Here is a 20,133-nt window from a genome sequence, read left to right on the forward strand (position 1 = left end):
AAAGGAGGAAGCACAATGCCAAAATTAAATATATTAAATGTTAATGGACAAAATGTTGGAGAAATCGAATTAGCAGAAGCTATATTCGGTGTTGAAGTTAACGAGCACGTATTATACGAAGTAGTTAAGAATCAATTAGCAAACAAGAGACAAGGTACTCAATCTGCTAAAACTAGAGCAGAAGTTAGAGGTGGCGGAAGAAAACCTTGGAAACAAAAAGGAACTGGTAGAGCTAGACAAGGTTCTATAAGAGCTGTACAATGGGTTGGTGGAGGAGTTGCTTTCGCACCAAAGCCAAGAGATTACAGATATACTTTACCAAAGAAAGTTAGAAGATTAGCTATGAAATCAGCTTTATCATCTAAAGTTCAAAATAATGAAATAATAGTTTTAGATGCTTTAACTATGGAAGCTCCAAAAACTAAAGAGTTCGCTCAAATATTAAAGAACATAAACGCTTCTAAGAAAGCTTTAGTAGTAACAGCTGAGAAGAACGAGAACGTTGTTAAGTCAGCTAGAAACATAGAAGGTGTACAAGCTGCTACAGTTAACACTATAAATGTTTACGACATATTAAAGTACGATACTTTCGTAATAACTACAGATGCGGTTAAGAAAGTGGAGGAGGTGTACGCATAATGACTAATCCACATGATATAATAATAAAGCCAGTTGTAACTGAGCAAAGTATGACTGAAATGGTTGAAAAGAAATATACTTTTGTTGTTGCTAAAAGCGCAAACAAAACTGAAATAAAGAAAGCTGTAGAAAGCATATTCGGAGTTAAAGTTGATAGAGTAAATACTTTAAACTACGATGGAAAAGTTAAGAGAATGGGTAGATACGAAGGAAGAACTGCAAGTTTCAAGAAAGCAGTAGTTAAATTAGCTGCTGATAGCAAAGAAATAGAATTCTTCCAAGGTATGTAATTGACCTTAATAAACGAAGGAGGGAAAACAGATGGCTATAAAAAAGTTTAGACCAACTTCTCCTGCCTTAAGACAAATGACAGTTTTAGTTTCTGATGAAATAACTTGTAACGAACCAGAAAGATCTCTTTTAGTTTCACTAAAAAAGAACTCTGGAAGAAACGTACATGGTAAAATAACTGTTCGTCACAGAGGTGGAGGAAACAGAAGAAAATATAGAATAATAGATTTCAAGAGAAATAAAGATGGAATACCTGCAAAAGTTGCTACTGTTGAGTATGATCCAAACAGAACTGCTAACATAGCATTATTAAACTATGCTGATGGTGAAAAGAGATATATATTAGCTCCAGTTGGAATACAAGTTGGAGATACTATATTATCAGGACCTGAAGCTGATATAAAGCCAGGTAATGCAATGGCATTAAAAGATATGCCAGTTGGTACAGTAGTACACAACGTTGAATTAAAGCCAGGAAAAGGAGCTCAGTTAGTTAGATCTGCTGGAGCATCTGCTCAATTAATGGCTAAAGAAGGTAAAAATGCATTATTAAGATTACCATCTGGAGAGATGAGATTAGTAAGCATAAACTGTAAAGCTACTATAGGACAAGTTGGAAACTTAGAACACGGAAACGTTGTTATAGGTAAAGCTGGTAGAAAAAGACATATGGGTATAAGACCTACAGTTAGAGGTTCTGTAATGAACCCTTGTGACCATCCACACGGTGGAGGGGAAGGTAGATCTCCAATAGGTAGAGCTAATCCAGTTACTCCTTGGGGTAAACCAGCACTTGGATACAAAACTAGAAAGAAAAATAAAGCTTCTGATAAGTTAATAGTATCAAGAAGAACTAAGTAATAGATTTACTTTTGCTCGAAAGGAGGAAATAAAATGTCAAGATCAACTAAAAAAGGACCTTTTATACATGCAAGACTTTTAAAGAAGATAGAAGATATGAACGCTTCTGGAAATAGAGAAGTTATAAAAACTTGGTCAAGATCTTCAACTATATTCCCACAAATGGTTGAACATACAATAGCTGTACATGATGGAAGAAAGCATGTTCCAGTTTATATAACAGAAGATATGGTTGGACACAAGTTAGGTGAATTCGTTCCTACAAGAACTTTCAAAGGGCACAAGGACGACGAAAAATCTAATAAGAGAAAATAATTAAGATCTAACTGAGGAAGGAGGAATTTACAATGGAAGCAAAAGCTACTGCTAAATACGTACGTGTATCACCTAGAAAAGCAGGTCAAATATGCGGCCTTGTTAGAGGAAAGAATGTTGATGAAGCTTTAGCAATATTAAAGTACACTCCTAGAGGAGCTGCTTCAATAATAGCTAAAGTTGTTAAATCTGCAAAAGCTAATGCAGAAAACAATCACGAAATGGATGCTGAAAAATTATATATAGATTCAATAGTTGCGAATCAAGGACCAACTATGAAGAGATTCATGCCTAGAGCTATGGGTCGTGCAACTATGATAAGAAAGAGAACTTCTCACATAGAGGTAGTTCTTAAAGAGAGAAAATAATAGTAGATAGGAGGGAAACAAATGGGTCAAAAGGTTAATCCACATGGTTTAAGAGTCGGTGTTATAAAGGACTGGGACTCAAGATGGTTCGCTACTGATAAAAAAGAGTTCGGAAACTTATTATTAGAAGACCATAATGTACGTAAATTCTTAAAGAATAAATTATACTCAGCTGGTGTTGCTAAGATAGAAATAGAAAGATCAGCAAACAAAATAAAACTAGACTTACACGTTGCTAAGCCAGGTGTAGTTATAGGTAAAGGTGGAGCTGGAATAGATGCTCTTAAAGCTGAGTTAGAAAAAATGACTAAAAAAACTATTATAGTTAATATAGTAGAAGTTAGAAACCCAGATAAAGATGCTCAATTAGTAGCAGAAAATATAGCTTTAGCTATAGAAAGAAGGGTTGCTTTCAGAAGAGCTATGAAGCAAGCTATACAAAGAGCTATGAAGTCAGGAGTTAAAGGAATAAAAGTTTCTGCTTCTGGTAGATTAGGTGGAGCTGAAATGGCTAGAACTGAAGGATACAGCGAAGGAAATGTACCTCTTCAAACTTTAAGATCTGACATAGAGTACGGATTTGCTGAAGCAAACACTACTTATGGAAAAACTGGTATCAAAGTTTGGATATGCAACGGAGAAGTTTTACCAACTAGAAACGGTGTAAATCCAAGAGAAGATAGAAGAGATAACAATAGAAGAGATAGAAGAGATAACAGAAGAAACGATAGAAGAGACAACAACAGAAGAAACAACAGAGGACCAAGACCTCAAAGAACTGAAAACAAGCAAGCTTAATATAAGCACAGTTAAGGAAGGAGGAAAATACTCATGTTAATGCCAAAAAGAGTAAAACGTCGTAGAGTACACAGAGGTAGCTTAGCTGGAAAAGCTCATAAAGGTAACAAAGTTACTTATGGAGAGTTCGGTTTAGTTGCTTTAGAGCCATCTTGGATAACTTCTAACCAAATAGAAGCTGCCAGAATAGCTATGACTAGATATATAAAAAGAGGGGGAAAAGTTTGGATAAAGATATTCCCTCACAAACCAGTAACAAGAAAACCTGCAGAAACTCGTATGGGTGCTGGTAAAGGTTCACCAGAATACTGGGTAGCAGTAGTAAAACCAGGAAGAGTAATGTTCGAATTAGCAGGTGTTTCTGAAGATAAAGCTAGAGAAGCAATGAGACTTGCGATGCATAAACTTCCAGTTAAATGTAAGTTTGTGAAACGTGAAGATTTAGAAGTAAAGGGTGGTGAATAGGATGAAAGCTAAAGAACTAAGAGATTTAACAAGCGAAGAATTAATGAACAAGTTAAATGGTTTTAAAAGTGAATTATTTAGCTTAAGATTCCAATTAGCTACTGGTCAATTAGAAAACACAGCAAGAATAAAGTTCGTGAAGAAAGATATAGCTAGAGTTAAAACTATACTTGCTGAAAGAAAGTTAAACGAAACTAGAGCTTAATTTTGGAAAGGAGGCTGTCAAACATGGAAAGAGGAAGAAGAAAAGTAAGAGTAGGCCGTGTTGTTAGTAATAAAATGGATAAAACAATAGTTGTTTCTGTTGAAGATTTCGTACGTCATCCATTATATAACAAGCCAGTTAAGAGAACTAAGAAATTTAAGGCTCACGATGAGAACAACGTATGTAGCATCGGAGATAGAGTAAGAATAATGGAAACTAGACCTTTATCTAAAGACAAGAGATTCAGACTAGTTGACGTTATAGAGAAAGTTAAGTAGTTTTTGAAGAAGGAGGGATTACGATATGATACAACAAGAATCACGTCTAAGAGTTGCTGATAACTCAGGAGCTAAGGAACTTTTAACTATCCGTGTATTAGGCGGAAGTAAAAGAAGATATGGTAACATAGGTGACGTTATAGTTGCAACTGTTAAAAGTGCAACACCAGGTGGAGTTGTAAAAAAAGGTAAAGTAGTTAAAGCTGTTATAGTAAGAACTAAGCAAGGCGTAAGACGTAAAGATGGTAGTTATATATCATTTGACGAGAATGCTGCAGTTATCATAAAAGATGATAAAACTCCAGTAGGAACTCGTATATTCGGGCCTGTTGCTAGAGAGTTAAGAGACAACGACTTTATGAAAATAGTATCTCTTGCTCCAGAAGTACTATAATAAGGAGGTGCAATAGGACATGATGCGTGTTAAAAAAGGTGACACTGTTGTAGTTATAGCAGGTAAAGATAAAGGTAAAAAAGGTACAGTTACTAAGGTTTTCACTAAAACTAATAAAGTATTAGTTGAAGGTGTTAACGTAATAACTAAACACCAAAAACCAACTGCTGTAAACCCACAAGGTGGAATAATAAATAAAGAAGCCCCAATACACATATCTAACGTAATGCCAGTAGATCCTGAAACAGGAAAAGGTACAAGAGTTAGATTTGAAGTTAAAGATGGGCAAAAAGTTAGAGTATCAGTAAAGAGCGGAAAAGAAATATAATAAGCTTGAAAGGAGGGACTACAAATGACTTCTAGATTACAAGAAAAATATGTTAAAGAAGTTGCTCCAGCTTTAATGGAGAAATTTGGATACAAAAACGTTATGGAAATACCTAAGTTAGAGAAAATAGTAATAAACATGGGTATAGGTGATGCAAGAGAAAATCCAAAAGGATTAGAAGCTGCAGTTGCAGAATTAGAAATGATATCTGGTCAAAAGCCTGTTATAACTAAGGCGAGAAAATCAGTAGCTAACTTCAAATTAAGAGAAGGTATGCCTGTTGGAACTAAAGTTACTTTAAGAGCTGACAAAATGTACTACTTTATGGATAAGTTAGTTAATATATCTTTACCAAGAGTTAGAGACTTCAGAGGGGTTAATGCTAATGCATTCGACGGAAGAGGTAACTACGCTTTAGGATTAAAAGAACAATTTATATTCCCTGAAATAGAGTACGACAAGGTTGACAAAGTAAGAGGAATGGATGTAATATTCGTAACTACAGCTAAAACTGATGAAGAAGCTAGTGAGTTATTAAGATTATTAGGAATGCCATATTCTAAGTAAATAAAGGAGGGATTCCAGTGGCTAGAAAAGCGATGGTTGTAAAACAACAAAAAAAGCAAAAGTACGCAACTAGAGAATATACTAGATGTACAATATGTGGTAGACCACACTCTGTACTAAGAAAATTCGGTATATGCCGTATATGCTTTAGAGAATTAGCTTATAAAGGTCAAATACCTGGTGTAAGAAAAGCAAGTTGGTAAGACTTGGTTAAAATGGAAGGAGGGTTACAATATGACAATGACAGATCCAATAGCAGATATGTTAACACGTATAAGAAATGCTAACATGGTTAAGCATGAAACTGTTGATGTTCCTGCTTCTAATATGAAGAAAGAATTAGCTAGAATCTTATTAGAAGAAGGTTTCATAAGAGGGTACGATGTTATAGAAGATGGAAAACAAGGAATAATAAGAATACAATTAAAGTACGGACAAGCAGGAGAGAAAGTTATAACAGGATTAAAGAGAATATCTAAGCCTGGTATGAGAGTTTACGCTGCTAAAGAAGAATTACCAAAAGTATTAAACGGATTAGGTATATCAATAATATCTACTTCAAAAGGTATATTAACTGATAGACAAGCTAGAAAAGAAGGCGTTGGTGGAGAAGTAATCTGCTACGTTTGGTAATAAAAACGAACAATGTAAGGAGGTGCAACTATGTCAAGAATAGGTGTTAAACCAATAAACGTTCCTGCAGGTGTTGAGGTAACTATAGCTGATAACAATGTAGTTACAGTAAAAGGACCAAAAGGAACTTTAACTAAAGAATTCACTAATGAATTATCTATAAAAAAAGAAGAAAATACTATATTAGTTGAAAGACCAACTAATAATAAGAAACATAGATCTTTACACGGATTAACTAGAACTTTAATAGACAATATGGTAGTAGGTGTTACTACTGGATTCGAGAAAAAGTTAGAGTTAGTTGGTGTTGGGTACAGAGCTCAAAAACAAGGAAACAAATTAGTTATGAACTTAGGATTCTCTCATCCAGTTGAGATGGTAGACCCAGAAGGAATAACTGTTGAAGCTCCAAACCAAACTGAATTAGTTGTAAAAGGAATAGACAAGCAATTAGTAGGAAACTATGCTGCTAAGATAAGAGCTTGGAGAGAGCCAGAGCCATACAAAGGTAAAGGTATAAGATACGCTGGTGAAGTTGTAAGACGTAAAGAAGGTAAAACTGGTAAGAAATAATACCAAAAGATAAACGCTAGAAAGGAGTGATCTCTGTGTTTAAAAAAGCTAACAAAAACGCAAATAGACTTCAAAGACATAAGAGAGTTCGTAGAAAAATAACTGGAACTACTCAAAGACCAAGATTATGTGTATTCAGAAGTTCTAATAACATATATGCTCAAATAATAGATGATACTAACAGAGTAACTGTTGTTTCTGCATCTTCTTTAGAAGCTGAAATAAAAGGTGCTGTTAATCACTGTGGAAATAAAGAAGCAGCTAGAAAAGTTGGAGAACTTATCGCTAAGAGAGCTGTTGAAAAAGGTATAACTGAAGTTGTATTTGACAGAGGTGGATACTTATATCACGGAAGAGTTCAAGAATTAGCTGAAGGTGCTAGAGAAGCTGGACTTAAGTTCTAATACAAAGGAGGGAAAAAAATGCTACGTCGTAAGCCAATAGATGCAAGACAACTTGATCTTCAAGAGAAAGTTATCGAAGTTAGACGTGTTACTAAGGTTGTTAAAGGTGGTAGAAACTTTAGATTTGCAGCTTTAGTAGTTGTTGGAGATGAAAACGGACACGTTGGTATAGGTGCTGGTAAAGCTATGGAAGTACCAGATGCTATAAGAAAAGCAGTTGAAGATGCTAAGAAGAATTTAATAAATGTACCTATGGTTGGTACTACTATACCTCACCAAGTTAACGGACACTTTGGTGCTGGAAAAATATTAATAATGCCTGCTGTTCAAGGTACTGGGGTTATAGCTGGAGGACCTGCTAGAGCCGTACTTGAATTAGCTGGATTAAAGGATGTTAGAGCTAAATCTTTAGGAACTAACAACCCAAGAAACATGGTAAATGCTACAATAGAAGGTTTAAGATCTTTAAGAACAGCTGAGGATATAGCTAAACTTAGAGGTAAAAAAGTAGAAGATCTTCTAGGGTAAGGAGGTAGTAAAGAATGGCTAAATTACAAATAAAGTTAGTTAGAAGTACAATAGGAACTACTCCTAACCAAAGAAAGAACGTAGAAGCGTTAGGATTAAGAAAAAGAGAGCAAGTAGTTGTTAAAGAAGACAACGCTCAAATGAGAGGTATAATAGCTAAAGTTAGTCACTTAGTAGAAGTAACTGAAATAGCTGAATAATAATATTTAAACACACTAAGGGAGGTGCAATCCATGAAGTTACATGAATTAAGACCAGCTGAAGGTGCAGTTTCATCTAAAAAGAGATTAGGTAGAGGTACTGCTACTGGACAAGGTAAAACTTCAGGACGTGGACAAAAAGGTCAAAAGTCTCGTTCAGGTGGTGGAGTAAGAGTTGGATTCGAAGGTGGACAAATGCCACTTGCTAGAAGACTTCCTAAGAGAGGATTCAAGAATCCTTGTAAGAAAGTTTACTCACTAGTTAACGTAGAAACTTTAAATAGATTCGAAAATGGAACAGAAATAACAGCTGAATTACTTAAGGCTACTGGAGTAATAAGCAAAATAGAAAAAGACGGCGTTAAAATCTTAGGTGAAGGTAACTTAGAAAAAGCTTTAACTATAAAAGCTGCTAAGTTTACTGCTTCAGCGCAAGAAAAAATAGAAAAAGCTGGAGGAAAGGCAGAATTAGTTTAATCTAATCTGCTAACTCTTGGCCATAAGGCAGGGGTGAGTTTAACGTGCTGTCAAACTTAAAACAAGCTTGGAAAATAAAAGATGTAAGAAGAAAAATTTTATATACTTTGATGATGATTGTTATCTTTAGGATAGGATGTACAATTCCTGTTCCTGGAGTTAATAGAGATATTATAAAGGGAATGGTTGACGGAAACGGTCTTCTTTCCCTATATAATATGTTTACAGGAGGAGCTTTTAGTAACTTCACCTTATTTGCATTAGGGATTAGTCCTTATATAACAGCATCGATAATAATTCAACTTTTAACTATCGGATTCCCATCTCTTGAAGAACTTCAAAAGTCTGGTGAAGAAGGTAAGAAGAAGATAAATAAATACACTAAGTATACGGCATTAGGATTAGCTATAATACAAGCTATCGGTATAACACTAGGAATAGTGAGACGTGCTTTACAGATAAATAGTGTATTTTTTATAGTTACTGTTATAATTACATTAATATCAGCGAGTATGTTATTAATGTGGATGGGCGATAAGATTACTGAAAAAGGATTAGGTAATGGAAGCTCTGTGATAATATTTATAGGAATTATATCTAGAATTCCTACAGATGTAAAACAAGCTATAGGACAATTTGAAACAGGTAGCATTGCGCTATGGGTTTTAATTATTATGGCTATAGTATCGCTTCTTACAGTAGCTGCGGTTACATATATACAAGAAGCAACAAGAAAAATACCAGTACAATATGCTAAAAGAGTTGTAGGAAGAAAAACATATGGGGGTCAAAACTCTCATATACCAATGAAGGTAAATCAATCTGGAGTTATACCAGTAATATTTGCAAGTTCATTGTTAGCATTCCCACAAACTATAGCAATATTTATGGGTAAAAATGCTCAGGCATTTGTAACTAAATTTTTATCTCCTAGTGGAGAGCCAGGTTTCTGGATATATTTAGTTATAGAAGTTATTTTAATAATATTCTTCTCTTATTTCTATACTACTATATCATTCAATACGGAAGATATAACTAATAATATGAAAAATAGTGGAGGTTTTATACCAGGTATAAGACCAGGTAAACCAACTATGGATTACTTAAATAGAATATTATCTAGACTAACATTAGCAGGAGCTTTATTCTTAGCTGTTATAGCAATAATTCCATCTATAATAAGTAAGTTTACAGGAGTGCATTTAAGTCTTGCTGGAACATCATTACTTATAGTTGTTGGAGTTGCGCTTGAACTTAAGAGACAGCTAGAATCAAACTTAGTAATGAGAAGTTATCAAGGCTTCTTAAAATAAATGGAGATGATCATATGAGAATAATATTACTTGGACCTCCTGGTGCGGGTAAAGGTACTCAAGCAGCAGGGATAGTAGAAAAATACAATATACCTCATATATCAACTGGAGATATATTCAGAAAGAATATAAAAGAAGGTACAGAACTTGGAAAAAAAGCTAAAGGATTTATAGATCAAGGTCTTTTAGTTCCAGATGAATTAACAGTAGGTCTAGTTACAGATAGAATATCTCAACCAGACTGCAAAAATGGATTCATGTTAGATGGATTTCCGAGAAATGTAGCTCAGGCTCAACATTTAGATAAATATCTAAAAGAAGTTGGTATATCTTTAGACAAAGTGGTTAACATTGAAGTTGACAAAGATATATTAGTTGGTAGAGCAGTAGGCAGAAGAATTTGTAAATCTTGTGGTGCTACTTACCATGTTGAGTTTAACCCTCCAAAAGTAGATGGCGTATGCGATGTATGTGGAGGAGAACTTTACCAAAGAGCAGATGATAATGAAGAAACTGTATCAAAGAGAATACAAGTTTACCTTGATGAAACTAAGCCATTAGTTAACTATTATTCTCAAGAAGGTATAATAGCTAATATAAATGGTCAACAATCTATAGATAAGGTATTTGCAGATATAGTTAATGCTCTAGGAAGTGAAAAATAATGATTATTTTAAAATCTAAGCAACAAATTGAGCTTATGAGAGAATCAGGTAAAATTGTTGCTGAAACACATGAGATTTTAAGAGATGCTATTAAACCGGGAATATCTACTTTAGAGTTAGATAAAATAGCTGAAAGTCATATTAGAAAATATAATGCAGTCCCATCTTTTAAAGGTTATAATGGTTTTTCTGGTTCTATATGCGCTTCTATAAATGAAGAAGTTGTACATGGAATTCCGGGACCTAAAACTTTAAAGGAAGGTGACATAATAAGTATCGATATAGGTGCTTATTATAAAGGATATCATGCAGACTCAGCTAAAACGCATGGAGTCGGTGTAATATCTGAAGAAGATAGGAAATTAATAGAAGTAACAAAAGAAAGCTTCTATGAAGGAATAAAGTTTGCTAAACTAGGATGTAGACTTTCTGATATTTCGCATGCAGTACAAACACACGTAGAAAAAAACAATTTTTCAGTAGTTAGAGACCTTGTAGGACACGGAGTGGGCACACAGTTACATGAAGATCCTCAAATACCTAACTATGGACGACCAGGAAAAGGTCCAAAACTTAAAGAAGGCATGGTACTTGCTATTGAACCTATGGTTAACTATGGTAAGCACTATGTTAAAGTTTTGAGAGATGGTTGGACAATTGTTACAATTGACTCTAAAAAGTCAGCTCATTATGAGCATACGATAGCTATTACTGAGGATGAACCTTTGATATTAACAAAGCTATAATCTATAAAGTAGGTGAAAAATTTGCTATCAAAAGATTTATGTATAGGTCAAGTTGTTCGAAACTTATCTGGAAGAGATACTGGTAGATTATTTTTCGTAGTAAAAGTAATTGATAAAGAGTATGTTCTAATATCGGATGGTAAAAAAAGAAAACTTGAAAAACCTAAACTAAAAAAAGTTAAGCACTTGCAAAAGTATGATATAATTAACAATGTTGTTAAATATAAAATAGAATCTAATAATTCTATCAATAATGCTTTTATAAGAGCTGAACTTGGAAAGTTAAACTATGTTTAGCTTATTGAATGGAGGTTTGGTTAGTTAATGGCCAAAAAAGATGTTATAGAATTTGAAGGTACAGTTACAGAAAACTTACCTAATGCTATGTTTAAGGTTAAACTAGAAAACGGACACGAAGTTTTATGTCATCTTTCTGGAAAATTAAGAATGAACTTTATAAGAATTCTTGAAGGAGATAAGGTTAATGTTGAACTTTCTCCATACGACCTTACAAGAGGCAGAATTACTTGGCGTAAGAAGTAGACTAACAATGCTAGTCTAAGGAGGGATTAATAATGAAAGTAAGACCATCAGTAAAACCAATGTGTGAAAAATGTAAAGTAATAAAGAGAAAAGGTAGAGTAATGGTTATATGCGAAAATCCTAAGCACAAGCAAAAGCAAGGTTAATAAATTGTGCTAGCATTTTGTTAAATATTATAGTATAATATTATATTGTGATAATTAACAAACTTTTTTTGGATTTTATGTAAACATGAATCGGAATTCACTTATTATTTAAGAAAATTTAATCATGAAAAAAGTTTAAAAAGTTAAGTTGTAGGAGGTGCAAAGTATGGCAAGAATAGCTGGGGTAGATTTACCTAGAGAAAAAAGAGCAGAAATAGGCTTAACATATATCTACGGTATAGGTAAGGCAACTGCTAACGAAATATTAGCTAAAGCTGACATAGATCCTAACGTAAGAATCAAAGATTTATCTGAAGATCAAGTTAACGACTTAAGAAAGATAATAGATAATGATTTCTTAGTTGAAGGAGATTTAAGAAGAGAAATAGCTTTAAATATAAAGAGATTAAGAGATATAAAGTGTTACAGAGGTATGAGACATGCTAAAGGTCTTCCTTTAAGAGGACAAAAAACTAAGACTAACGCTAGAACTAGAAAAGGTCCTAGAAAGACTGTATCTCGTAAGAAGAAGAAGTAATAGTTAGAAGAGGAGGGAAGAATAATGGCTAAACCAAAAAAGAAAGTTACACGTGTTAGAAGAAGAGAGCGTAAAAACATAGAACGTGGACATGCTCATATACAATCAACTTTTAACAATACTATAATAACTTTAACAGACGTTCATGGTAACGCGTTATCTTGGGCAAGTTCTGGACAATTAGGATTTAAAGGATCAAGAAAAGCAACTCCATTTGCTTCTCAAATGGCTGCTGAAACAGCTGCGAAAGCTGCAATGGAACACGGATTAAAGAGTGTAGAAGTATTCGTTAAAGGACCAGGTTCTGGTAGAGAGGCTGCTATAAGAGCTTTACAAGCTACTGGTTTAGAAGTAACTATGATAAAAGACGTTACTCCAATACCACACAACGGATGTAGACCACCAAAAAGAAGAAGAGTGTAATTTAGGAGGTGTAATTAATGGCAAGATATACAGGTGCATCATGTAGACAATGTCGTAGAGAGGGAATGAAGTTATTCCTTAAAGGTGACAGATGTTATACTGACAAATGTGCTATAGTTAAAAGAAACTATGCTCCAGGACAACATGGACAAGGAAGAAAGAAAGTTTCTAACTATGGATTACAATTAAGAGAAAAACAAAAAGTTAAGAGAATATATGGAGTTTTAGAAACTCAATTCAGAAACTTATACGAGCGTGCTGAAAAAATGCCTGGTATAGCAGGGGAAAACTTATTAAGCTTATTAGAAAGAAGATTAGACAACGTAGTTTACAGAATGGGATTAGCATCTTCTAGAAAAGAAGCTAGACAATTAGTAAGACACGGTCATTTCACTTTAAACGGACATAAGGTAGATATACCTTCTTTAACAGTAGTTAACGGAGATGTTATAGCTGTTAAGGAAACATCTAAGTCTTCTGCAAAATTCAAAGGATTAGTAGAAAGTAACTCAAGAATAGCTCCTAAATGGTTAGATGCTAACTTAGAGAACATGACAGCTTCTGTTGTTGCTAATCCAGGAAGAGAAGATATAGATCTTGAAATAGCTGAACACTTAATAATAGAGCTTTACTCTAAGTAATAAGTATAGTTATAAAAAATATTTTAAGATTTTGTTTACCCTCAGTGGATTAATAAATTTTAAGGAGGGTTTTGTCCATGATAGAAATAGAAAAACCAAGAGTAGATATAATTGAAATTAGCGAAGACCATAGATATGGTAAATTCGTTATAGAGCCTCTAGAAAGAGGATATGGAATAACTATAGGTAATGCATTAAGAAGAATATTATTATCTTCTTTACCAGGAGTAGCTGTTAACTCTATAAGAATAGATGGAGTTCTTCATGAGTTCTCAACAGTTCCTGGTGTTAAAGAAGATGTTACTGAAATAATATTAGCATTAAAAGAATTATCAGCTACTATAGATGGTGAAGGAAATAGAACACTTAAAATAGAAGCACAAGGACCATGTACAGTAACAGGTGCTGACATAATATGTCCTCCAGATGTTGAAATAATAAGCAAAGACTTACATATAGCTACGCTAGATGATAATTCTAAGTTTAACATGGAAATATCTGTGAATAAAGGAAGAGGATATATCTCTTCTGAAGACAATAAAACAGAGCATATGCCTATAGGAGTTCTTCCTGTAGATTCAATATATACTCCTGTTGAAAAAGTTAGCTACCATGTTGAAAATACTAGAGTTGGTCAAAAATCAGATTATGATAAATTAATACTTGAAGTTTGGACTAATGGAAGTATAAATCCTCAAGAAGGAATATCACTTGCAGCTAAGGTTCTAGTTGAACATCTTAATCTATTCATAGATTTAACAGAGCATGTAAGCAATGTTGAAATAATGGTAGAAAAAGAAGAAGATCAAAAAGAAAAAGTTCTTGAGATGACTATCGAAGAATTAGACTTATCAGTTAGATCTTACAACTGTTTAAAGAGAGCGGGAATAAATACAGTTGAAGAATTAGCTAATAAATCTGAAGAAGATATGATGAAAGTTAGAAACTTAGGTAAAAAGTCATTAGAAGAAGTAATCCAGAAGTTAGAAGAACTTGGATTAGGTCTTAAACCAAGCGAAGAGTAAGCGCAAAGGAGGGATAAGCATGGCTAAGTACCGTAAATTAGGACGTGTAACTGCTCATAGAAATCTTATGTTAAGAAACTTAGTAACAGACTTACTAAGAAATGGAAAAATAGAAACTACAGTTACTAGAGCGAAAGAAACTCGTAGAATGGCAGAAAAGATGATAACTCTTGCTAAGAGAGGAGATCTTCATGCTAGAAGACAAGTTTTAGCTTATGTTTTAGATGAAACAGTAGTTAACAACTTATTCACTGATATAGCACCAAAGTATGCTGAGAGAAACGGTGGATATACTAGAATAATAAAAATAGGACCAAGAAGAGGCGACGCTGCTGAAATGGCTCTAATAGAATTAGTATAGTATATAAAGGATTAGGCTTTGCCTAATCCTTTTTTTAATGCAATTAAATATCAAATTTGCTATCTATGGTGTTATAATTTAATAGTGTATGACTTAATTAATTAAGAATTTTTGTTTTAATGTGTAAATTAAATTGTGATATAATACAGTATAATTGCTATTAAGAAACACTACTAATTAAAGGAGAGCAAATGTATGAAAGATATAGTAAGTGTTAAAGATATATCGTTTGAGTATGTAACTGAAGATAGTAGATTTAAAGCTATAGATGATTTATCTTTAAATGTGAAGCAAGGAGAATTTGTTGTAGTTATAGGTCATAATGGATCGGGGAAATCTACTCTTTCAAAGAATTTAAATGCTATTCTCATGCCTACTAAGGGTGATATATATATAGATGGTCTAAACACTAAAGATGAAGAGCATTTATGGGATATTAGACAAACAGCAGGGATGGTTTTTCAAAATCCAGACAATCAAATTGTAGCTACTATAATTGAAGAGGATGTAGCCTTTGGACCTGAAAATTTAGGTATAGAGCCTATCGAAATTAGAAAAAGGGTTAAAGAGGCTTTAACAAGTGTTGGAATGTATGAATTAAGAGATAGACAACCTCATTTATTATCAGGGGGTCAAAAACAGAGAGTAGCTATAGCGGGTATAATAGCTATGAAGCCTAAATGTATAATTTTTGATGAAGCTACAGCTATGTTAGACCCATCTGGAAGAAAAGAAGTTATGAAAACTATAAAAAGGCTTAATAAAGAAGAAAATATAACTATAATGCATATAACTCATTTTATGGAAGAAGCAGTTGATGCAGATAGAGTTATAGTTATGGAAAAAGGTAAAAAAGTTTTAGAAGGAACTCCTAAAGAGGTATTTTCTAAAGTAGATAAGTTAAAAAGAATAGGGTTAGATGTACCGTATATGACAGAATTAAGTAAAGAGCTTAAAGAAGAAGGATTAGATATAAATGATGATATATTAACTGTGGATGAGATGGTGATGAAATTATGTCAATTATAATAGAAAATTTAACACACATATACAATGAAGGAATGCCCTTTGCTAGTAAAGCATTAGATAATATAAATTTAACTATAGAAGATGGAGACTTTGTAGGTCTTATTGGACATACAGGATCGGGGAAATCAACTTTAATTCAACACCTAAATGGTATATTAAAACCATCAACAGGAAAGATTTTAATTAACAAAGTAGATATAACAGATAAAAACTTAAATTTAACAGATATAAGGAAGAAAGTTGGCGTTGTATTTCAATATCCAGAATACCAACTATTTGAAGAAACGGTAGAAAAAGATATAGCCTTTGGACCTTCAAATTTAGGCCTAGAAGAGGAAGAGATAAGAAAAAGGGTCAAAACTTCCATGGAAGCTGTTGGACTTGATTATGATGTATTTAAGGATAAATCACCATTTGAATTATCTGGTGGTCAAAAACGTAGAGTTGCGATAGCTGGAGTTATAGCTATGAATCCAGAAGTTTTAATTCTAGATGAACCAACAGCGGGATTAGATCCTAAAGGAAGAGATGAAATATTCGAATTAATAAAAATGCTACATGATGAAAAAAATATGACTATAATATTATCATCTCATAGCATGGATGATATGGCTAAGTTAGTTAAAAATATAATTGTAATGAATGCAGGTAAAGTGGAGTTTATGGGTTCTACTAGAGAGGTATTTGAAAATCATTCTAATAGGCTTAAAGAAATAGGCCTAGACATTCCTCAAGTTTTAGAACTTTGTAATAAGTTAAGAGAAAAAGGTTTTGATATTAGAACAGATATACTAACTATAGAGGAAGCTAAAAAAGAAATAATAAGAGTTATGAGAGGAAAAGGAAAATGCTAAAGGATATAACTATAGGGCAATACTATCCTACAAGCTCAATTATCCATAAACTAGATGCTAGAGTTAAGCTTGTAGCAACTTTTATATTTATGGTTTCATTGTTTATAATAAATAAATTTTGGCCATATTTGATAGTGGTAGGATGTTTACTTTCTGTAATCAAATTATCAAAAATACCTAGAAAGTTTATAGTAAAGGGTCTTAAACCTTTAAAGTGGATTATAATATTCACATTTATAATAAATATATTTTTCATACCGGGAGATCCTATTTGGTCATTTGGATTTATAAAGATAACTGAACAAGGTATAAGCCAAGCGATATTTATGGGACTTAGACTTATATTTTTAGTTGTTGGGACATCTTTACTTACACTTACAACATCACCTATTGAACTCACAGATGGTATAGAGAGACTACTAAAACCTTTAAGAAAGATTGGATTCCCTGTACATGAATTAGCTATGATGATGACTATTGCTTTAAGATTTATACCTACACTATTGGATGAAACAGACAAGATAATGAAAGCTCAAATGTCTAGAGGGGCTGATTTTGAAAGTAAAAATATAATAAATAGAGCAAAGAATTTAGTTCCTCTGTTAATACCTTTATTTATAAGTGCGTTTAGAAGAGCTGATGAATTAGCTATGGCTATGGAAGCTAGATGTTATAGAGGTGGATATAATAGAACTAAAATGAAAGAAGTCATAATGACTAAGGCTGACTATATAGCATATGCTATACAATTTATTTACTTAGGTGTAATATTAGTTATAAGATTTATATAAAAGAGGTATTTTATGAGAAATATAAAATTAACTATACAATACAATGGTAAAAATTATTGTGGTTGGCAAAAACAAAATGATTCTTTAGGTATACAAGGTACTATAGAACAAGCAATAAAAGAAATAACTAATGAAGATGTTAAAATAACTGGATCAGGAAGAACTGATGCAGGAGTTCATGCGTTAGGACAAGTTGCAAATTTTAATACTGAGACTAGCATACCAGTAGAAAATATACCTAATGCATTAAACTCAAAGTTGCCTAAAGATATATCTATAATAAGTGCAGAGGAAATGCCTTTAGATTTTCATTCGAGGTATTGTGCTAAAGGAAAAACTTATAGATACATGATATATAATAATCCATATAGAACGCCTATATACAATAATATATCTTATTTTGTTAAGTATGATTTAGATCTTGAAAAGATGAAAAAAGAAGCTAAATCTTTAATAGGAACTTATGATTTTAAAGGATTTATGAGCTCTGGTTCATCAGTAAAAGATACTGTTAGAACTATATATGATATTCAAATTATTAAACAAGAAGATTTGATAGTTATTGAAGTTCAAGGTAATGGATTTTTATATAATATGGTAAGAATAATAGTTGGGACATTGGTTGATATAGGAAGAGGAAGAATAAATTCAGACATGTCAAGTATAATAGAATCTAAGTCAAGATCAATGGCTGGGCACACAGCTCCAGCACAGGGATTATTTCTTAAAAAAGTTGATTATTAGCTTGACACACTAGGGTGCATGTATTAAAATATACAAGAGTGTGTTAATAAGTCCACTTGCCCCGGACTTGACATAGACGGTAAAATATCATATGGAAATAAGATAAGGAGGGACTTGTAATGAAAAGTTATATAGCTAAACCAGCTGACGTACAAAGAAAATGGTACGTAGTTGATGCTGAAGGAAAAACATTAGGTCGTATGGCTACAGAAATAGCTACAATATTAAGAGGAAAGCACAAACCAACATTCACACCTCACGTTGATGGTGGAGATTTTGTTGTTGTTGTAAATGCTGATAAAGTAGTTTTAACAGGAAAGAAATTAGATCAAAAAATGTACAGATACCACACTGGATATGTAGGTGGATTAAAAGAAATAACTTATAGAGAAATGATGGAAAAGAAACCTGAAGAGGTTGTTATGCATGCAGTAAGCGGTATGTTATGTAAGAACAGATTAAGAAGCAGAATGATGACTAGATTAAGAGTATTTGCTGGACCAAATCACGGACACGAAGCTCAAAATCCAGAAGTTTTAAACTTTAAATAATCATAACGGGTGAAAGGAGGAGTTAATCATGGCTAACGTACAATACTACGGAACAGGAAGAAGAAAACACTCTGTAGCAAGAGTAAGACTAGTTGCAGGTGAAGGAAATATAATAGTAAATGGAAGAAAAGTTGAAGAATACTTCAACTATGAAACTTTAATAAGAGATGTTAAACAACCATTAGTTTTAACAGGAACTGAAAACAAATATGATATCATAGTAAAGGTTGAAGGTGGAGGATTCACTGGACAAGCTGGAGCTATAAGACATGGTATATCTAGAGCTTTATTAACAGTAGACGCTGAGTTAAGACCAGCTTTAAAGAAAGAAGGATTCTTAACTAGAGATGCTAGAATGAAGGAAAGAAAGAAATACGGATTAAAGGCAGCAAGAAGAGCTCCACAATTCTCAAAGAGATAATTATATATGTTTATTCAAAGACTTTGGAATATTCCAAAGTCTTTTTTTATATAATATATGGGGTGATATTATATGAAATATATTAAACATGTAAGCATAATAGGATTTTTTATGTGTTTTCTCTGTATATTTATATTTGAAGTGAATAAAAACTCTAAGGATGTTATGTCTTATATGCCTATTACTAATAAAGTTATATTATTAGATGCTGGTCATGGAGGAATAGACCCAGGAGCTACAAATGAGGACAAATCTATACTAGAAAAAGATATCAATTTACAGATTACATTAAAGTTAAGAGAATTACTTGAATCGAGTGGTTGTTTAGTTTTATTAACTAGAGAAGAAGATACCAGTCTCTATGAAGAAGAAGCTGGAAAAACAACTAGACAAAAATATAATGAAAACCTTAAAAATAGAAGGAAAATGATAGAAGAATCTGGTGTAGATGCTTTTGTATCTATACACCTAAATAAGTTTGAACAAAGTAAATACTATGGAGCTCAAACTTTTTATCCTGAGGGTCAAAATGATAGTAAATTATTATCTCAATTTATTCAAGATGAATTAAAGAGAGTTGTAGATAAGACAAATCAGAGAAAAATTAAACCAAGTAAAGATATATATCTTTTAAAGGAAAATAAGATTCCATCTGTTTTAATAGAATGTGGATTTTTGTCTAATGAAAAAGAATCTAAATTATTAAATGATGAGAAATATCAGGAAAAAGTAGCTTGGGCTATATATGCAGGAATACAGAAATATTTTGGATCAAATGTACATAATTAAAGATTTCAGGACTCATATATGCAAAATTTGCAATGTATATATGAGTTTTATTGTTTTTTATAATAATATTTTAAAAAAGTTTAAAAAAAGTATTGACCTTTTATTAGAAAAATAGTATAGTATTACTTGTCCTTAAGAAAAGGGCAAAACAAACTAAGAACTTTGAAAATTAAACAGTAGGTTAATTATATAAATTCTTTTTAAAGAATTAAACAACAAACAACCAAGC

37 protein-coding genes are annotated in these 20,133 nt (G+C 32.7%); all 37 read left to right on the forward strand.

Annotated features, from left to right (window positions below; all coding sequences use genetic code 11):
- Positions 1-15: 15 nt before the first annotated feature.
- Positions 16-639, forward strand: a complete 624-nt coding sequence (rplD, locus tag ATCC9714_RS00220) for a 50S ribosomal protein L4 (RefSeq protein ID WP_054631953.1) — start codon at positions 16-18, stop codon at positions 637-639.
- Complete coding sequence (rplW, locus tag ATCC9714_RS00225) at positions 639-929, forward strand: 50S ribosomal protein L23 (RefSeq protein WP_021122006.1); 291 nt, start codon at positions 639-641, stop codon at positions 927-929. Before rplD ends, rplW begins: the two co-directional genes overlap by 1 nt.
- 31 nt (positions 930-960) lie before the next feature.
- The gene (gene rplB, locus ATCC9714_RS00230; protein ID WP_021127551.1) at positions 961-1,791 is read left to right on the forward strand and encodes a 50S ribosomal protein L2; all 831 of its coding nucleotides are present in this window, start codon (positions 961-963) and stop codon (positions 1,789-1,791) included.
- Between the two features lie 33 nt (positions 1,792-1,824).
- Entirely contained in the window at positions 1,825-2,106 is a 282-nt protein-coding gene (gene rpsS / locus ATCC9714_RS00235) for a 30S ribosomal protein S19 (protein ID WP_021122009.1), read from the forward strand.
- Positions 2,107-2,138: 32 nt separating this feature from the next.
- Positions 2,139-2,474, forward strand: a complete 336-nt coding sequence (gene rplV, locus ATCC9714_RS00240) for a 50S ribosomal protein L22 (protein WP_021122010.1) — start codon at positions 2,139-2,141, stop codon at positions 2,472-2,474.
- A gap of 21 nt (positions 2,475-2,495) precedes the next feature.
- The gene (gene rpsC, locus ATCC9714_RS00245) at positions 2,496-3,272 is read left to right on the forward strand and encodes a 30S ribosomal protein S3 (RefSeq protein ID WP_021127552.1); all 777 of its coding nucleotides are present in this window, start codon (positions 2,496-2,498) and stop codon (positions 3,270-3,272) included.
- A gap of 33 nt (positions 3,273-3,305) precedes the next feature.
- Positions 3,306-3,737 carry a 50S ribosomal protein L16 gene (gene rplP / locus ATCC9714_RS00250; RefSeq protein ID WP_021127553.1) on the forward strand — a complete coding sequence of 144 codons (432 nt, stop codon included), beginning with the start codon at positions 3,306-3,308 and terminating at the stop codon, positions 3,735-3,737.
- 1 nt (position 3,738) lies between these two features.
- The gene (gene rpmC / locus ATCC9714_RS00255) at positions 3,739-3,942 is read left to right on the forward strand and encodes a 50S ribosomal protein L29 (protein ID WP_021122014.1); all 204 of its coding nucleotides are present in this window, start codon (positions 3,739-3,741) and stop codon (positions 3,940-3,942) included.
- A 23-nt stretch (positions 3,943-3,965) separates the two neighbouring features.
- Positions 3,966-4,220, forward strand: a complete 255-nt coding sequence (rpsQ, locus tag ATCC9714_RS00260) for a 30S ribosomal protein S17 (protein ID WP_021122015.1) — start codon at positions 3,966-3,968, stop codon at positions 4,218-4,220.
- Between the two features lie 25 nt (positions 4,221-4,245).
- A complete protein-coding gene (gene rplN / locus ATCC9714_RS00265) occupies positions 4,246-4,614 on the forward strand; it encodes a 50S ribosomal protein L14 (protein ID WP_021122016.1) in 369 nt (122 codons plus the stop codon).
- A 22-nt stretch (positions 4,615-4,636) separates the two neighbouring features.
- Positions 4,637-4,942, forward strand: coding sequence for a 50S ribosomal protein L24 (gene rplX, locus ATCC9714_RS00270; RefSeq protein ID WP_038293262.1), 306 nt, complete (start codon positions 4,637-4,639; stop codon positions 4,940-4,942).
- A 24-nt stretch (positions 4,943-4,966) separates the two neighbouring features.
- Entirely contained in the window at positions 4,967-5,509 is a 543-nt protein-coding gene (gene rplE / locus ATCC9714_RS00275; RefSeq protein WP_021122018.1) for a 50S ribosomal protein L5, read from the forward strand.
- 17 nt (positions 5,510-5,526) lie between these two features.
- Positions 5,527-5,712, forward strand: coding sequence for a type Z 30S ribosomal protein S14 (locus ATCC9714_RS00280; protein ID WP_021127555.1), 186 nt, complete (start codon positions 5,527-5,529; stop codon positions 5,710-5,712).
- 31 nt (positions 5,713-5,743) lie between these two features.
- Complete coding sequence (gene rpsH / locus ATCC9714_RS00285; RefSeq protein ID WP_021122019.1) at positions 5,744-6,142, forward strand: 30S ribosomal protein S8; 399 nt, start codon at positions 5,744-5,746, stop codon at positions 6,140-6,142.
- Positions 6,143-6,172: 30 nt separating this feature from the next.
- Entirely contained in the window at positions 6,173-6,715 is a 543-nt protein-coding gene (rplF, locus tag ATCC9714_RS00290) for a 50S ribosomal protein L6 (protein ID WP_021127556.1), read from the forward strand.
- Between the two features lie 35 nt (positions 6,716-6,750).
- The gene (gene rplR / locus ATCC9714_RS00295) at positions 6,751-7,119 is read left to right on the forward strand and encodes a 50S ribosomal protein L18 (protein WP_021122022.1); all 369 of its coding nucleotides are present in this window, start codon (positions 6,751-6,753) and stop codon (positions 7,117-7,119) included.
- A gap of 18 nt (positions 7,120-7,137) precedes the next feature.
- Positions 7,138-7,647 (forward strand): 30S ribosomal protein S5, encoded by a 510-nt coding sequence (gene rpsE, locus ATCC9714_RS00300; protein ID WP_021122023.1) that lies wholly within the window; start codon positions 7,138-7,140, stop codon positions 7,645-7,647.
- Between the two features lie 14 nt (positions 7,648-7,661).
- Complete coding sequence (gene rpmD, locus ATCC9714_RS00305) at positions 7,662-7,847, forward strand: 50S ribosomal protein L30 (protein ID WP_021127557.1); 186 nt, start codon at positions 7,662-7,664, stop codon at positions 7,845-7,847.
- Between the two features lie 33 nt (positions 7,848-7,880).
- Complete coding sequence (gene rplO, locus ATCC9714_RS00310) at positions 7,881-8,324, forward strand: 50S ribosomal protein L15 (protein WP_021122024.1); 444 nt, start codon at positions 7,881-7,883, stop codon at positions 8,322-8,324.
- Between the two features lie 44 nt (positions 8,325-8,368).
- Positions 8,369-9,637, forward strand: a complete 1,269-nt coding sequence (gene secY, locus ATCC9714_RS00315; protein WP_021127558.1) for a preprotein translocase subunit SecY — start codon at positions 8,369-8,371, stop codon at positions 9,635-9,637.
- Between the two features lie 14 nt (positions 9,638-9,651).
- A complete protein-coding gene (locus tag ATCC9714_RS00320) occupies positions 9,652-10,302 on the forward strand; it encodes an adenylate kinase (protein WP_021127559.1) in 651 nt (216 codons plus the stop codon).
- Positions 10,302-11,048 carry a type I methionyl aminopeptidase gene (gene map, locus ATCC9714_RS00325; RefSeq protein WP_021127560.1) on the forward strand — a complete coding sequence of 249 codons (747 nt, stop codon included), beginning with the start codon at positions 10,302-10,304 and terminating at the stop codon, positions 11,046-11,048. Before ATCC9714_RS00320 ends, map begins: the two co-directional genes overlap by 1 nt.
- A 12-nt stretch (positions 11,049-11,060) precedes the next feature.
- Positions 11,061-11,345 (forward strand): KOW domain-containing RNA-binding protein, encoded by a 285-nt coding sequence (locus tag ATCC9714_RS00330; protein ID WP_330375157.1) that lies wholly within the window; start codon positions 11,061-11,063, stop codon positions 11,343-11,345.
- A 27-nt stretch (positions 11,346-11,372) separates the two neighbouring features.
- Complete coding sequence (infA, locus tag ATCC9714_RS00335) at positions 11,373-11,591, forward strand: translation initiation factor IF-1 (protein WP_021122032.1); 219 nt, start codon at positions 11,373-11,375, stop codon at positions 11,589-11,591.
- A gap of 32 nt (positions 11,592-11,623) precedes the next feature.
- The gene (gene rpmJ / locus ATCC9714_RS00340; RefSeq protein ID WP_021122033.1) at positions 11,624-11,737 is read left to right on the forward strand and encodes a 50S ribosomal protein L36; all 114 of its coding nucleotides are present in this window, start codon (positions 11,624-11,626) and stop codon (positions 11,735-11,737) included.
- A gap of 166 nt (positions 11,738-11,903) precedes the next feature.
- Positions 11,904-12,275 carry a 30S ribosomal protein S13 gene (gene rpsM, locus ATCC9714_RS00345; RefSeq protein ID WP_021122034.1) on the forward strand — a complete coding sequence of 124 codons (372 nt, stop codon included), beginning with the start codon at positions 11,904-11,906 and terminating at the stop codon, positions 12,273-12,275.
- A gap of 24 nt (positions 12,276-12,299) precedes the next feature.
- A complete protein-coding gene (gene rpsK / locus ATCC9714_RS00350) occupies positions 12,300-12,698 on the forward strand; it encodes a 30S ribosomal protein S11 (protein WP_021127562.1) in 399 nt (132 codons plus the stop codon).
- Positions 12,699-12,715: 17 nt separating this feature from the next.
- Entirely contained in the window at positions 12,716-13,339 is a 624-nt protein-coding gene (gene rpsD, locus ATCC9714_RS00355; RefSeq protein ID WP_021127563.1) for a 30S ribosomal protein S4, read from the forward strand.
- A 77-nt stretch (positions 13,340-13,416) separates the two neighbouring features.
- Positions 13,417-14,364 carry a DNA-directed RNA polymerase subunit alpha gene (locus ATCC9714_RS00360; RefSeq protein WP_021127564.1) on the forward strand — a complete coding sequence of 316 codons (948 nt, stop codon included), beginning with the start codon at positions 13,417-13,419 and terminating at the stop codon, positions 14,362-14,364.
- Between the two features lie 19 nt (positions 14,365-14,383).
- The gene (gene rplQ, locus ATCC9714_RS00365) at positions 14,384-14,725 is read left to right on the forward strand and encodes a 50S ribosomal protein L17 (protein ID WP_021122040.1); all 342 of its coding nucleotides are present in this window, start codon (positions 14,384-14,386) and stop codon (positions 14,723-14,725) included.
- Positions 14,726-14,920: 195 nt separating this feature from the next.
- Positions 14,921-15,754: an energy-coupling factor transporter ATPase gene (locus ATCC9714_RS00370; protein WP_021122041.1), complete on the forward strand. Its 834-nt coding sequence runs from the start codon at positions 14,921-14,923 to the stop codon at positions 15,752-15,754.
- Entirely contained in the window at positions 15,742-16,608 is an 867-nt protein-coding gene (locus ATCC9714_RS00375; protein WP_055328193.1) for an energy-coupling factor transporter ATPase, read from the forward strand. The genes ATCC9714_RS00370 and ATCC9714_RS00375 overlap by 13 nt, the downstream gene beginning before the upstream one ends.
- Positions 16,602-17,399 (forward strand): energy-coupling factor transporter transmembrane component T family protein, encoded by a 798-nt coding sequence (locus ATCC9714_RS00380; protein ID WP_055335673.1) that lies wholly within the window; start codon positions 16,602-16,604, stop codon positions 17,397-17,399. The genes ATCC9714_RS00375 and ATCC9714_RS00380 overlap by 7 nt, the downstream gene beginning before the upstream one ends.
- Before the next feature lie 12 nt (positions 17,400-17,411).
- Positions 17,412-18,143: a tRNA pseudouridine(38-40) synthase TruA gene (truA, locus tag ATCC9714_RS00385; RefSeq protein WP_057545378.1), complete on the forward strand. Its 732-nt coding sequence runs from the start codon at positions 17,412-17,414 to the stop codon at positions 18,141-18,143.
- 119 nt (positions 18,144-18,262) lie between these two features.
- Positions 18,263-18,694: a 50S ribosomal protein L13 gene (gene rplM, locus ATCC9714_RS00390; protein ID WP_021122048.1), complete on the forward strand. Its 432-nt coding sequence runs from the start codon at positions 18,263-18,265 to the stop codon at positions 18,692-18,694.
- Positions 18,695-18,722: 28 nt separating this feature from the next.
- The gene (gene rpsI, locus ATCC9714_RS00395) at positions 18,723-19,115 is read left to right on the forward strand and encodes a 30S ribosomal protein S9 (RefSeq protein WP_021127569.1); all 393 of its coding nucleotides are present in this window, start codon (positions 18,723-18,725) and stop codon (positions 19,113-19,115) included.
- 72 nt (positions 19,116-19,187) lie between these two features.
- Positions 19,188-19,904: an N-acetylmuramoyl-L-alanine amidase CwlD gene (gene cwlD, locus ATCC9714_RS00400; protein ID WP_021122050.1), complete on the forward strand. Its 717-nt coding sequence runs from the start codon at positions 19,188-19,190 to the stop codon at positions 19,902-19,904.
- The last annotated feature ends 229 nt before the right edge of the window (positions 19,905-20,133 follow it).

The organism is Paraclostridium sordellii, from assembly GCF_000953675.1.
GTDB lineage: Bacteria > Bacillota > Clostridia > Peptostreptococcales > Peptostreptococcaceae > Paraclostridium > Paraclostridium sordellii.